General features: G+C 62.5%; 11 protein-coding genes. 6 read left to right on the top strand and 5 right to left on the bottom strand.

What is annotated here, in order from left to right; all coding sequences use genetic code 11:
- Positions 1–9 precede the first annotated feature (9 nt).
- Together NKI96_RS15560 and NKI96_RS15555 are read left to right on the top strand one after the other, a co-directional pair.
- On the top strand, positions 10–801 hold the full coding sequence (locus NKI96_RS15560; RefSeq protein WP_023688421.1) for an ATP12 family chaperone protein: 792 nt from the start codon (positions 10–12) through the stop codon (positions 799–801).
- A 181-nt stretch (positions 802–982) separates the two neighbouring features.
- Positions 983–2,869 carry an MFS transporter gene (locus NKI96_RS15555; protein ID WP_023682590.1) on the top strand — a complete coding sequence of 629 codons (1,887 nt, stop codon included), beginning with the start codon at positions 983–985 and terminating at the stop codon, positions 2,867–2,869.
- A 94-nt stretch (positions 2,870–2,963) separates the two neighbouring features.
- On the opposite strand, the gene NKI96_RS15550 is transcribed toward NKI96_RS15555, so the two are convergent.
- Positions 2,964–3,161: a DUF2735 domain-containing protein gene (locus tag NKI96_RS15550; protein WP_023682589.1), complete on the bottom strand. Its 198-nt coding sequence runs from the start codon at positions 3,159–3,161 to the stop codon at positions 2,964–2,966.
- Between the two features lie 316 nt (positions 3,162–3,477).
- Between NKI96_RS15550 and NKI96_RS15545 the strand changes: the two genes are divergently transcribed.
- Entirely contained in the window at positions 3,478–4,518 is a 1,041-nt protein-coding gene (locus NKI96_RS15545; RefSeq protein ID WP_023691256.1) for a glutamine synthetase beta-grasp domain-containing protein, read from the top strand.
- Between the two features lie 137 nt (positions 4,519–4,655).
- On the opposite strand, the gene glnA is transcribed toward NKI96_RS15545, so the two are convergent.
- Together glnA and NKI96_RS15535 are read right to left on the bottom strand one after the other, a co-directional pair.
- On the bottom strand, positions 4,656–6,065 hold the full coding sequence (glnA, locus tag NKI96_RS15540; protein WP_023672775.1) for a type I glutamate--ammonia ligase: 1,410 nt from the start codon (positions 6,063–6,065) through the stop codon (positions 4,656–4,658).
- Positions 6,066–6,123: 58 nt separating this feature from the next.
- Entirely contained in the window at positions 6,124–6,462 is a 339-nt protein-coding gene (locus tag NKI96_RS15535; RefSeq protein WP_006205430.1) for a P-II family nitrogen regulator, read from the bottom strand.
- A 7-nt stretch (positions 6,463–6,469) separates the two neighbouring features.
- Between NKI96_RS15535 and NKI96_RS15530 the strand changes: the two genes are divergently transcribed.
- From NKI96_RS15530 to NKI96_RS15520, 3 genes are read left to right on the top strand one after another with little or no spacing between them, the layout of a single operon-like run.
- Positions 6,470–7,603, top strand: coding sequence for a hypothetical protein (locus tag NKI96_RS15530; protein WP_352805095.1), 1,134 nt, complete (start codon positions 6,470–6,472; stop codon positions 7,601–7,603).
- A gap of 19 nt (positions 7,604–7,622) precedes the next feature.
- Positions 7,623–9,164: an NAD(P)H-hydrate dehydratase gene (locus tag NKI96_RS15525; RefSeq protein ID WP_352805093.1), complete on the top strand. Its 1,542-nt coding sequence runs from the start codon at positions 7,623–7,625 to the stop codon at positions 9,162–9,164.
- Positions 9,161–11,161: a hypothetical protein gene (locus NKI96_RS15520; RefSeq protein WP_352805091.1), complete on the top strand. Its 2,001-nt coding sequence runs from the start codon at positions 9,161–9,163 to the stop codon at positions 11,159–11,161. The genes NKI96_RS15525 and NKI96_RS15520 overlap by 4 nt, the downstream gene beginning before the upstream one ends.
- Positions 11,162–11,186: 25 nt before the next feature.
- On the opposite strand, the gene NKI96_RS15515 is transcribed toward NKI96_RS15520, so the two are convergent.
- On the bottom strand, positions 11,187–12,110 hold the full coding sequence (locus NKI96_RS15515) for a M48 family metallopeptidase (RefSeq protein ID WP_198025444.1): 924 nt from the start codon (positions 12,108–12,110) through the stop codon (positions 11,187–11,189).
- A 153-nt stretch (positions 12,111–12,263) separates the two neighbouring features.
- The gene (locus tag NKI96_RS15510; RefSeq protein WP_023682585.1) at positions 12,264–13,796 is read right to left on the bottom strand and encodes an acyl-CoA carboxylase subunit beta; all 1,533 of its coding nucleotides are present in this window, start codon (positions 13,794–13,796) and stop codon (positions 12,264–12,266) included.
- Positions 13,797–13,950: the final 154 nt, after the last annotated feature.

The raw sequence follows: 13,950 nt of genomic DNA, 5'->3' as shown, positions 1-13,950 counted from the left end.
AGTTCGACCATGCGTGACATCCTCAACGACCTCGAAGCGGGAAAGCATCTGTCCGATCCGGATCCGGTCCGCCGCGCCCAGATCCAGATGAAGACGCACCTGCCGAAGCGCTTCTACAAGGACGTGTCGGTCGTAGCTGTGGAGGACGGTTTTGTCGTCCACCTCGACGGCAAGCCGGTGCGCACGCCGGGCAAGGCGCTGCTGGCGCTGCCGACCGAAAAGGCCGCCGCCCTGGTCGCCAATGAGTTCGCTGCGCAGGGCGAGACCATCGACCCGGTCACGATGCCGGTGCTGCGTCTGGTCAACACCGCCATCGACGGCGTCGCCAGCGACCCGCAGGCGGTGCTGGAGGACGTCTTGCGCTTCGCCTCGTCCGATCTGACCTGCTACCGCGCCGACGCGCCGCAGGGGCTGGTCGAGCGGCAGAACCAGCATTGGGATCCGGTGATCGACTGGGCGAGGGCGACATTAGGGGCTCGGTTCAACCTCGCCGAGGGCATCATCCATGTCGAGCAGCCGCGCGAAAGCCTCGCCGTCCTCGGCGCCCATCTTGCCCAGCGTGCCGAGCCGCTGCGGCTGGCTGCAATCCATGTCATGACTTCGCTGACCGGGTCGGCGCTGCTGGCGCTGGCGGTCGATTACGGCGCGCTCGACGGCGACGCGGCCTGGGCCGCCGGCCATGTCGACGAGGACTGGCAGGTCGAGCACTGGGGCCAGGACGCCGAGGCTGTCGCACGCCGCTCGGCCCGCAAACGCGACATGATGGCGGCCGTCGGCCTGCTCGACGCGCTGAAGACCTGATCCTCGGCCTTTTGCCGCACTGCACCTAATACCAAAGTCATAAATCCAAGGTCTGTCTGCCTCCGGCGGTCGCTTTCTGTCATTTTTTACGCCGATGGCTGGTTCGAGTCGCGTTCAGAGGGAACGCCGACGATGACGCCCAGCCTCGAGGACAGACGGGATTTCACGGGAGGACAGTTCAATGGCATTGGCATCGACCGCCGGCGGAGCCAGCCGCGGCATGACACGAGAGGAGAAGAAGGTCATCTTCGCCTCCTCGCTGGGCGCGGTTTTCGAATGGTATGATTTCTATCTCTACGGAGCGTTGGCCGGCGCGATCGGCTTGACCTTCTTCAACTCGTTTCCCGAAAGCACCCGCTACATCTTCACGCTGCTGGTCTTCGCCGCCGGCTTCATCGTGCGCCCGTTCGGCGCGCTGGTGTTCGGCCGCATCGGCGATCTCGTCGGCCGCAAATACACATTCCTTGTCACCATCATGATCATGGGTCTGTCGACTTTCCTTGTCGGCCTGCTTCCGGGCTCAGAGACACTGGGCATTCTGGCGCCGATCCTGTTGATCGCGCTGCGCATGCTGCAGGGCCTGGCGCTTGGCGGCGAGTACGGCGGCGCCGCGACCTATGTCGCGGAACATGCGCCGGATGACCGTCGCGGCTTCTACACGTCATGGATCCAGACGACGGCGACGCTCGGCCTGTTCCTGTCGCTGATTGTCATCCTGCTGGTGCAGAATTCTGTAAGCAAGGACGCCTTCAACGCCTGGGGATGGCGCATTCCTTTCCTGGTCTCGGCCATCCTGCTCGGCATTTCGGTCTGGATCCGGCTGTCGCTTTCGGAATCGCCGACCTTCCTGCGCATGAAGGAAGAGGGCAAGAGTTCCAAGGCGCCGCTGTCGGAAGCCTTCGGCCAGTGGAAAAACGCCAAGATCGCCATCCTGGCGCTGTTCGGCCTCACCGCCGGTCAGGCCGTGGTCTGGTACAATGGTCAGTTCTACGCACTGTTCTTCCTGGCCAATGTGCTCAAGGTCGACGCGCAGTCGGTGAACATCATGATTGCCATTGCGCTGGCACTCGGTACGGGCTTCTTCGTCTTCTTCGGCTGGCTGTCCGACAAGATCGGCCGCAAGCCGATCATCATGGCCGGCCTTGCGCTGGCGGTCGTCACCACCTTCCCGCTGTTCAAGGCGTTGACCTGGGCCGCCAATCCGGCGCTCGCCACCGCACAGCAGAACACGCGCGCCACGGTGACGGCGGCTCCGGGAGACTGCAACTTCCAGTTCAATCCGACCGGCACGCGCGTACCGGTCAGTTCGTGCGATATCGCGACCGATTTCCTTGCCAAGAACTCGGTGCCTTACGACATCGTCTCGACGGCGGCGGCGGGGACCCCGGCGAGTGTCATGATCGGCAGCGAAACCGTGGCGTCTTATGATGCCAAGGCCGCGGGCGACAAGAAGGCTGCCAGTGACGCTGCCTTCAAGAAGGGTATCAATCTCGCGCTTCAGGGGGGCGGTTATCCGCTGAAGCGTGCTGCCGCCAAGGTTGCCGACCAGAAGCTCGACGCCTTTGTCGCGGCCAATCCTGAACTGAAGCTCGACGCGGCAGCCATCCGCGCCGGCGAAAAGACCGCGGTCCCGACCGAACAGGCGATCAAGGACAAGGTGCTGACCAAGGACGAAGCCGCGGGCGCCACCGAGGTGACCGTCTACAGCGTTCCGGCAGCGGGCGCGTTCGCGATGTTTGCCGACCCCGCACAGGTCAACTGGGCCAAGGTCATCGGCATCCTGTTCATCCTGGTCCTCTATGTGACCATGGTCTACGGGCCGATCGCCGCGATCTTGGTCGAGATGTTCCCGACCCGCATCCGCTACAGCGGCATGTCGCTGCCCTATCACATCGGCAATGGCTGGTTCGGCGGCCTGCTGCCCGCAATCGTGTTCGCGTTCAGCGCCTACAAGGGCGATATCTACTATGGCCTTTGGTATCCGGTGGTGATCGCGGCGGTGACGCTGATCATCGGCATGATCTTCGTCAGGGATACGCTCGGCACCGACCTGCATACCAAGCAGTAGCCGACGGCTCTGTATCAAACAAAAAACCCGGCGCGAGCGATCGCGCCGGGTTTTTGATTTGTGGGCCTGTTCGATCTATCAGCGCGGAAGACGCCTAGCTCTTGCGAGGCTGTTCGGCCTCCGCAATGGCGGCCTCATGATACCAGGCCTCGCCATGGGCAAGCGGGTGATCGCGCAGCGAAGCAAGCTCTGCCGCAAACTTGGCCTTTACGCCTAAATTTGAGGCACCCGCACGCGCTGCCACCGGGAACATCAGGATTTTGGCCGACGGACGGGCTGAGGTGATTTCCATGGTCGGTCTCCTTTCTTCTGGAGAGGCTCTTCGATTCATCTTTCCATCAAGGTAGGTCCTGCAATCCTTTTAGGCAAGATGCCTAAAGAAAGATCGGCATTTGCCTGTTATTTAAGCAAATTCTGCCTTTGATTGATCGGGGCGCATCGCTTAGGCGGCTTGCCATCACCGGCGGGATGAAAGGGCATTTTTGCCGCACCCTGACCAACTGAAGTGGCACACGATTTGCATTTTATCGACCGGCAGCTGGGCTGCTGGATGGCTCGGCGCGCCGGCGTCATCCAGGTTCGGTGATCAAGCAACGAGAGGCTCTAGAATGACGAAATACAAGCTCGAGTATATCTGGCTCGATGGTTACACGCCGGTCCCCAATCTTCGCGGCAAGACCCAGATCAAGGAGTTCGCCGAGTTCCCGACGCTCGAGCAGCTGCCGCTGTGGGGCTTCGACGGTTCTTCGACGCAGCAGGCCGAAGGCCACAGCTCCGACTGCGTGCTGAAGCCGGTCGCCGTATTCCCGGACCCGGCCCGCAGCAATGGCGTGCTGGTGATGTGCGAAGTGATGATGCCAGATGGCGTGACGCCGCATGTGTCCAACAAGCGCGCCACCATCCTCGACGACGAGGGCGCCTGGTTCGGCTTCGAGCAGGAGTATTTCTTCTACAAGGACGGCCGTCCGCTCGGCTTCCCCGAGAGCGGCTATCCGGCGCCGCAGGGCCCGTACTACACCGGCGTCGGCTATTCGAATGTCGGCCCGATCGCGCGCCAGATCGTCGAGGAGCATCTCGACCTTTGCCTCGCAGCAGGCATCAACCATGAAGGCATCAACGCCGAAGTGGCCAAGGGCCAGTGGGAATTCCAGATTTTCGGCAAAGGCTCCAAGAAGGCCGCCGACCAGATGTGGATGGCCCGTTATCTCTTGCAGCGCCTGACCGAAAAATACGAGATCGACATCGAGTATCACTGCAAGCCGCTTGGCGACACCGACTGGAACGGTTCGGGCATGCACGCCAACTTCTCGACCGCCTATATGCGCGAAGTCGGCGGCAAGGCCTATTTCGAAGCGCTGATGGCTCAATTCGACAAGAACCTGATGGACCACATCGCCGTCTACGGCCCGGACAATGACAAGCGCCTGACCGGCAAGCATGAGACCGCGCCGTGGAACCGCTTCAGCTACGGCATCGCCGACCGCGGCGCCTCGATCCGCGTGCCGCATTCCTTCGTCAACAATGACTACAAGGGCTACCTGGAAGACCGCCGCCCGAACTCGCAGGGCGACCCCTACCAGATCGCTTCGCAGATCCTGAAGACCATCGCGGAGGTTTCGACCAGCGCCCAGGTTTCGGCGGCCGCCTAAGCATCTATAGCGGCGCAGGCTTCGTAAGCCTGCGCCGTAGCCTGCTGCTACCACGTCTACGGTCTGCTATTGGTCAAACAAAAACCCCGGCGTCTGAACTGACGCCGGGGTTTTTCCTTGTCGCTGAGGCTTATCGTTCAGACCGAATAGTACATGTCGTATTCGACCGGATGCGGGGTCATTTCGAAGCGCATCACTTCGGCCATCTTGAGCTCGATGTAAGAGTCGATCTGGTCGTCGTCGAAGACGCCGCCGGCTTTCAGGAAGCCGCGGTCCTTGTCCAAGCTTTGCAGCGCTTCGCGCAGCGAACCGCAGACGGTCGGGATCTTCTTCAGTTCCTTCGGCGGCAGGTCGTAGAGATCCTTGTCCATCGGCTGTCCCGGGTGGATCTTGTTCTTGATGCCGTCGAGGCCGGCCATCAGCATGGCGGCGAAAGCGAGGTAGGGGTTCGCGCCTGGATCGGGGAAGCGGACCTCGACGCGCTTGGCTTTCGGGGACGAGCCGAACGGAATGCGGCACGAGGCCGAACGGTTGCGCGCGGAGTAGGCGAGCAGCACCGGGGCTTCATAGCCAGGTACAAGGCGCTTGTAGGAGTTGGTCAGCGGGTTGGTGAAGGCGTTGATCGCCTTGGCGTGCTTGATGATGCCGCCGATGTAGAACAGGCACGACTCCGACAGGCCGGCATATTCATTGCCGGCGAAGGTCGGCTTGCCGTTCTTCCAGATCGACTGGTGGACATGCATGCCCGAGCCGTTGTCGCCGAAGATCGGCTTCGGCATGAAGGTGGCCGTCTTGCCATAGGCATTGGCGACCTGGTGCACGACATATTTGTAGATCAGCATCTTGTCAGCGTTGCGGACCAGCGTGTCGAACTTGATGCCGAGCTCGTGCTGGGCAGCGGCAACCTCGTGATGGTGTTTTTCGACGCGCACGCCCATTTCGGCGAGCACGGTCAGCATTTCGGAGCGCATGTCCTGCGCGCTGTCGATCGGCGGCACAGGGAAGTAGCCGCCCTTGACGCGCGGGCGGTGGCCGAGATTGCCGGTCTCGTAGTCGGTGTCGTCGTTGGACGGCAGTTCGGTCGAGTCCAGCTTGAACCCGGTGTTGTAGGGATCGGCCTTGTACTTGACGTCGTCGAAGACGAAGAACTCGGCTTCGGGGCCGACATAGATGGTGTCGCCGATGCCTTCGGCCTTCATGTAGGCCTCGGCCTTCTTGGCGGTGCCGCGCGGGTCGCGGTTGTAGGATTCGCCGGAGACCGGATCGAGAATGTCGCACAGGATGACCATGGTCGACTGGGCGAAGAACGGATCCATGTGGACGGTGTCCGCATCGGGCATCAGCACCATGTCGGACTCGTTGATCGCCTTCCAGCCGGCGATCGAGGAGCCGTCGAACATGACGCCGTCGGCGAACATGTCTTCCTCGACCTCGATGACATCCATCGTCACGTGCTGCAGCTTGCCCTTCGGATCGGTGAAGCGCAGGTCGACGAATTTCACGTCGTTGTCCTTGATCTGCTTCATGATGTCTTTGGCTGTCGTCATGTCGTTTCTTCCCTGTGTGATGACGTTTCGAGGAGACGTTAATCTGAAATCAGAAAGCTCAGACGGCGTCCATCCCCGTTTCGCCGGTACGGATGCGAACGACCTCCTCGATATTGGAGACGAAGATCTTGCCGTCGCCGATGCGGCCGGTCTGCGCCGCCTTGCGGATGGCTTCGATGGCGCCTTCGACGGCGTCGTCGCCCAGCACCACTTCGATCTTCACCTTGGGCAGGAAGTCGACGACATATTCGGCGCCGCGATAGAGTTCGGTATGGCCTTTCTGGCGGCCAAAGCCCTTGGCCTCGGTGACGGTAATGCCTTGCAGACCGGCCTCCTGAAGCGCTTCCTTCACTTCGTCTAGCTTGAACGGCTTGATGATCGCTTCGATCTTTTTCATGTAAAAAGTGGCCTCCACTGCCAAAAAAACGGGTTGTGCGCCCCGCTTGCGCCTCCATCAAGCACGAACTGTGCCAATTTCAGCCCACGCGAAGCGGTTTCGCGCAATTCCAATGCCGCGCCGCGCCGGGATGCACATTCGCGTCATCCTCTGCTTCGGCTGCGGCAAAGCTGCCCGAAGCCTACACATTGCCGCTTCGGGCGTCTGCACGATAATTAGGCAGATTGCGCATTTTGCAGGCCCGCGCGGATCCGTGCAGTTGGGCGGCCTGGCAGATTTGACCCATCATTCCCGGTGTGGGCATATCCGCGTCAACGACGCAGTGAAAGGTGGACGAATGAAGGGTGTATTTGGGCGCGTGCAGTCTTCACGTGGCTCTGCCGGCTCCGGTAGCGGTTCGACTGGTGGCGGACCACCGCGGGCCGTGGATTTTCCATGGCGCGACAAACCTGACAGCGCCGCCTGCAACTTTGCATTCGGACATTTGCGCGACAATCTTCCGCAGCTTTTGGCGGTGAATGGACGCATCCATGCCGAGACCATCGTTTCGGCTGCGGGAGCGATTGCCGGCTTTGCCGCGCAGTGCGCTCTGCTCAGCGGCCGCACACCCGAGCTAGACATCGTGACGACCAAGGACGGGTCGCGTTTCCTGTTCGGCGAGCCGCTGAACGAGATGCTCTTTGCCCGCGACAACAAGAAGGCTCCGGAGCGGCTCTGGAACCTCGCTGCCGGAACGGCGATCAACAACGGCCTGCCGCCGAATGGTATGCCTTCGCTGGAGGCCATGTTCGCCCATGTCTCGCAGACGCTGGGCGGCCCACTGGAGGGGCTGCCGTCGGTCGGCAAAAATCATCATCCGCATTTCCCGGTCAGGAAATTGCTTGGATTTGCATGGCCAATGGCGGTGACGTGTCTGACCGGCCGTCTGCCGAATGCGACAATTGTCTATGGCGAGGCCGATGTGACCAATTGGCCGGCCATCACCGCCAATGTGGCGGCATTGATTCTCGGTCAGGCCAAGGATTTGCTCGACCCGAAGCTCGGTCTCACCATCGTCATGGAATCGGCGATCTATGCCTCAAAGGTTGATCCGGGCCTCGTGTCCGGCCGAGCTCCCGACGCTGCCACGCAAGGCGGATGAACCGAAGGACGTACCAGCGATGGGTTTGCCAGCCGGCGCCAAATTGGAACTGCTGTCGCCGACCGAGATGGCGGATGCCGACCGGTTGGCAATCGCGGCCGGTCCACTGGACGGCTATGGCCTGATGAAGCGCGCCGGCGAAGCGGTCGCGGCGGTGGTGTTGGCGCGCTATCCTTCAGCCACTAGGGTGCATGTGCTGTGCGGCCCCGGCAATAATGGCGGCGACGGCTTTGTCGTGGCGCGGCTGTTGGCGGAGACGGGTGTCGATGTCGCGCTGTGGGCGTCAGGCGAACCGAGGGCAGGCAGCGATGCCGCGATCTCCGCGGCCCAATGCCTGCTGGAGCGCAAGCCGCTAGCGGCTTTTGCCGCCGAGCCAGGCTCGTTGATTGTCGATGCTCTCTATGGCGCGGGATTGTCCAAGGACATTTCGGGAGATGCCGCACGCGCGGTGGACAGTGCCGCCCGCCAGTCTGTTGTTGCCGTCGATTTGCCTTCAGGTGTCTCAGGTGACAGCGGCGACATTCTCGGCACGGCATTTCGTGCCGACATCACCGTCACCTTCGCGCGCAAGAAACCGGGGCATCTGCTGTTGCCCGGCCGGGACCGATGCGGCGAGATCGTCGTCGCCGATATCGGCATTGGCGACGACATCATCGCCCAGGTCGCGCCGCGCGCATTCGAAAACAAGCCGGCGTTCTGGCTCGACGCGTTGCCGGTGCCGGCCGTCGATGCACACAAATACAAACGCGGCCATGTCGGCGTCTTCTCCGGCGGACCGTCGGCGACTGGTGCGGCGCGGTTGGCCGCACTTGCCGCTGCAAGAAGCGGGGCAGGGGCCGTGACCGTGCTGTCTCCCGCCAATGCCATGCAGGTGAACGCCACGCATCTGACCGCGATCATGCTGCGCAAGGCCGACGCTATCGAGGACGTGCAAGACTTTCTCGGCGATCGCCGGTCGTCGAGCTTTGTCCTCGGCCCGGGCTTTGGTGTTGGTGACAAGGCGCGCGATTTCGCCCTCGCCGTGCTCGGCAGAGCACGGCAAGAGGGTGGTGTTGAAGGGTTGGTGCTCGATGCCGACGGCATCACGTCTTTCCGCAACGCGGTCTCAACGCTGTTCGAGGCGGCCGGCAGGCCGGATGCGCCAGCATTGGTCATGACGCCGCATGAGGGCGAGTTCGGCCGACTGTTTCCCGACATCGCCGACGACAAAAGTCTGTCCAAGCTCGCCAAGGCGCGCGCAGCCGCTGAACGAGCCAACGCCATCATGGTCTACAAGGGCGCCGACACCGTCATCGCGGCGCCGGACGGCCGCGCGGTGATCAACGCCAATGGTGCACCATGGCTCGCCACCGCCGGTTCCGGCGACGTGCTGGCGGGCATTGTGGCCGCGCTGCTGGCGCAGGGCATGCAGGCATTCGAGGCCGCCTGCGCAGCGGTCTGGATCCATGCCGAGGCCGGCAGCCGCTTCGGACCGGGTCTGATCGCCGAGGATCTGCCGCTGGCGCTGGTGCCGGTGCTGCGTGAACTTGTCGAGGCACGGCAGAAGGTGCCGATCGGATGAAGCGTTTCGCGCTCGCCATTGCAGCCATCATCGCGCTGTTCGCCTCGCATGGCGTGCGCGCTGAGCAGCCGGTGACCATCGTCGACGATCCGGCGGTGCTCGCCGCCCTCGATGCCAAGGGGTTTGGCTTCGCCGGCATTTTCGCCGTCGACGGCGCGGACGATCTGAAGACGCTCTACAGTGAGGTGCCGGCCTATCGTGCTGTTGTCGACATGGTGGCGGCCGATATTGCCACGCTGCGGGCCGAGATAAAGGCCGGCGGGCGCACGCTCTACGAGGTGACCGACGGCAATGTCGGCCGCATCATGGATATGCGCTGGCTGAAGACCGAGGCCGCGCGCTTCCGCCTGGTCGGCGTCGTCAACCGGCTGGACCGGCGTGACTTCACCGCGCTGCAAGGTGACAAGAGCTGTGGCGAGGTGCGCTTCATCTATCGCCTGGCCTACAGTTTCCGCAAGAACGGCAAGGTTTTGGCATCGCGGCTGCCATTCAATTTCAACGCCGTCTACAGCGTGGCGCCGGATGCCGATGGCGGCTGCGTCGGCGTTGCCGGGCGCTGGACACCGCAGATCGACGAAAACGTCGATGCCGGCTGGCTGGCCGGCGGTTCGCTGGCACCGGAGGAACTGACGTTCAAGCAGCTTGAACTCAATGCGCAGGTGGTGCGTTTTCCCTCGGGACAGGAGACCGAATTCGGCGGGCAGGCGGCCTATCTCATGCGGATCTTCGGCATCGATGGCGCTGCCATCAGCGAGAAGCCGCTGGAGAATACGCCTGACGTTGCGCGGCTCTCGGATGATGCCGCACTGAAGAAAGGGCTCGCCGACTACGTCAGCGCCAATGTCGCGGCGGTCGATCTCGGCGTCTACGAAATCCCCGACGAATTCCTGGCGAAGAAAATCATCTCGTGGTCGACCTTCGGCAGCGCGAGACGGGCCAACCATCCGTTCACGCCGCTGTTCCAGCCAGCGGATTTCGCCGGCTTGGACTATGCGGCGCTAAAGCTGGTGCGGACACCGGAGGCGCTGGTCGAGCGGCTGGACAATGGCGCCTGCCAGGGCTGCCACCAGGCGGGCTCGACGGCCGGCTTTCACTTCATCGGCCTCGACGACAAAACGACGTCGCCTCTCAACCGGATCGAGGTCGGCATCTCGCCGCATCTCCATGCCGAGATTCCGCGACGTGAGGCCTGGCTGCGCGCGACGGAAGAAGGCAAGGAGCCGAACCGCTACCGGCCGCTGTCCTTCGCGCCGCCAGCGACATGGACCGATGCCGGCGATGTCGACTACGCCCCGGCCGAGATGGCGATGCCGTGCCTGATGCCGGATGATGCAAAACGCTTCGGCGCGACCTGGCAATGCGGTGGCGGCACCGTCTGCACGCCGCTCGCGACGGCTTCAGGCGTGCATACCGCGTTGGCGCAATGTCTGTTGCCCACGGACAGTCCAAAGATGTTTTCGGGCCATCCCTGCCTGACCGGGTCGATCGCCAGCAACCCGTCTCAGCCGTTCAACGACCGCTACAAGATCACCGGCCAGTTCGCGGCTTTTGCGCCGACCTTTTCGCGGACCGCCTACACCTGCCGGCCACCGAAAATCGGCGTACCGGCAGGCATCGCTTATCGCGCCTGCGACGACAAGGACCGCAGCTTCGCCGCATTCAAGACGGGCAAGCCGATGCCATCGGAAATTTGCGGCATGGTCGGCGGCAAGAAATTCGACACCTGCGTCGCCACCAACAATTTCGACCAGTGCCTCGGCGGCGCGGTCAACCGCGGCAACCGTCCAGCCTGCTCGGCTGATCATTTCTGCCGCGAGGACTATATGTGCCAGTCGCTGCCGCCGGACACGCCGGGTGCTGCCAAGGTGAAAGGCATCGGCTACTGCTCGCCGACCTATTTCATCTTCCAGATGCGCATCGATAATCACGCGACGCCCTGGGCGAGCGCGACCAGCGCCCCCAGGGATGCGGGGTTCGGGGCGGCGGAAGAGGAGTGAGCCTGCGAGTTGGGCGACCACCAGTTCAGCGCTGGAGATAGTCTTCCATCCGCGCAGTCCATTTGGTGTCGAATTCCGAAATGTGGCGCTGTGCTACGCTCGAGTTCAGCAGCGTCGAGAGCGCGGTCACGGCGATCGGGTCCAGGTCGGGCGGCTCCGTGTAGCCAAGCGCCGCCAGCCGTTGAGCCCATGATGGATGGGTGGACTTTGCGTCATCCGGGCTTGCCCACGCCTTGCGGGCGCAAACATTGAGGCAAATGGGTTCTCGCAGCTGGCCGGCAGCTTCCAGCATGCGCTCGAGCGGCGGTCGCGGCGGACGCAAAGCACCTCGCAATTCATGCTGCAAAGGGTCATAGACCGTCTCCGCGAAATGCACGTCTGCCGTGGCAAGAAGCAACAGCGCGCGTGCGGCGTGCTCGGCGTCGCCGGAGGATGCCGCGTGTCGATCTGCCTTGATCTCCGCTTCGCGCGAAAGCCGGATTTCTTCCCGCTCGAACGATTGCGACAGCCAGCCGATAGCGGCGTGGAGCAGGCTGCCTGTGATCGTGGTTCCGGGCGGGGCATACTCGAAGACAAATCCGAAACCGTTTTCGAACTCAGCGAGATTGAGGCTGCCATTGGTATCCTTGTTGCGCACATGCGCGTCCTCATGGGCAAGGATCGCGGCAAGCGCTCTTTCATCGGTCACTGCGAGGAGAGGGATGCCAATGGTTAGAAACAGCCGATTGCCGAGAAGGCCGAGAAGCGTGCGCTCCTCGCGCACGCTGGCGTTCAGGTTGCCCTCTAGTATGACAACCGTGCGCGCAGCACGGCGCGGTCCGGCGACGCTCCGCCACAGCGCCCACAGGCCGGGCGCTTCTGCTTCACTGACGCCTTTGATCTTGCTGCGTCGGAAGCCCGCAAACAATGTGCCGAACAGAAATGCCAAGGCCGTGGTGGCGATCGGCATGACGACGAAGCCGCTGGCCATAAACCAGATCGGATGGTTGTCGAGCAGGGACATCCAGACGCAGAAGATGACGAGGGCGGGAACAACGAAAAACAGGACCGTGAACCTGCCAAACCGCCGACCGGCGCTGATGATCAGTCGCGACATTGGATGTTACAACGGGATGTTGTCGTGCTTCTTCCAAGGGTTCTGCATGTCCTTGTTGCGCAGCATGCGCAGTGCCCGGGCAATGCGGCGGCGGGTCGAATGCGGCATGATCACCTCGTCGACATAGCCGCGTTCGGCGGCGACGAAGGGCGACAGGAAACGGTCCTCGTAAGCCTTTGTGTGAGCTGCGATCTTTTCGGCGTCGCCGATATCCTTGCGGTAGATGATCTCGACCGCGCCTCTCGCCCCCATCACCGCGATCTGCGCCGTCGGCCAGGCATAGTTCATGTCGCCACGCAGGTGCTTTGAGGCCATCACGTCATAGGCGCCGCCATAGGCTTTGCGGGTGATGACGGTGATTTTCGGCACGGTTGCCTCGGCGTAGGCAAACAAGAGCTTGGCGCCGTGCTTGATCAGTCCGCCATATTCCTGCGCGGTGCCGGGGAGGAAGCCGGGGACGTCGACGAAGGTGACGATGGGAATGGAAAAACAGTCGCAGAAGCGCACGAAGCGCGCCGCCTTGCGGCTTGCGTCGGAATCGAGCACGCCGGCCAGCACCATCGGCTGGTTGGCGACGAAGCCGACGGTACGGCCCTCGACGCGGCCAAAACCGGTGACGATGTTCTTGGCGAAGTTCTGCTGGATTTCGAAGAAGTCGCCTTCGTCGGCAACTTTGAGGATCAACTCCTTGATATCATAAGGCTTGTTGGCGTTGTCCGGGATCAGCCGGTCGAGCGACAGATCATGGTCGGTGACCGACTGGTAGCACTCGATCTCAGGAAGCTCCGACGTATTTGACGCGGGCAAAAGGTCTACCAGCCGGCGCATCTGCAACAGCGCCTCGACGTCATTGTCGTAGGCGCCGTCGGCAATCGACGATTTGGTCGTGTGAACGGACGCGCCGCCAAGGCTCTCGGCCGTCACCGTCTCGTTGGTGACCGTCTTCACCACATCTGGCCCAGTGACGAACATGTAAGAGGTGTCGCGGACCATGAAGATGAAGTCGGTCATCGCAGGCGAATAGACGTCGCCGCCGGCGCAAGGGCCCATGATCACGGAAATCTGCGGAATGACGCCGGAGGCCAGCACATTGCGCTGAAAGATCTCGGCATAGCCGCCAAGCGCCGCCACGCCTTCCTGGATGCGGGCGCCGCCGGCGTCGTAGATGCCGATGATCGGCGCGCGGTTGCGTAGCGCCATCTCCTGCACCTTGATGACCTTTTCGGCATGAGCCTCCGACAGCGAGCCGCCGAAGACGGTAAAATCCTTGGCGAAGAGATAGACCGGACGGCCATTGACGGTGCCCCAGCCGGTGACGACACCATCGCCGGCGATCTTGGTTTTCTCCATGCCGAAGTCGGTCGAGCGATGCTCGACATACATGTCGAACTCCTCGAACGAGCCTTCGTCGAGAAAGACATCGATGCGCTCGCGCGCGGTGAGCTTGCCCTTCTTGTGCTGGGCGTCGATGCGGGCCTGGCCGCCGCCCATGCGGGCGATCTCGCGGCGGCGCTCAAGTTCCTTCAGCACGTCCTTCATCGCTCGGTCCCCAGAAATGGCAGCTGCCTTTGTGGTAATGATGGCTGCAGGCGTGCGCAAGCGCCGCTTTCGCAGTCGATTTTGCTGCGCTGCAACATGTGGCCCCTTGCATTCCGGAGCGAACTCAGCCATATGCAGCCCATAGGCGCTTGGG

It is taken from the genome of Mesorhizobium sp. M0292, assembly GCF_040321695.1.
In the GTDB taxonomy this organism is placed as follows: Bacteria; Pseudomonadota; Alphaproteobacteria; order Rhizobiales; family Rhizobiaceae; genus Mesorhizobium.
The sequence above is the reverse complement of the archived record's forward strand: the minus strand, read 5'-3'. Positions and strand labels throughout refer to the sequence as shown.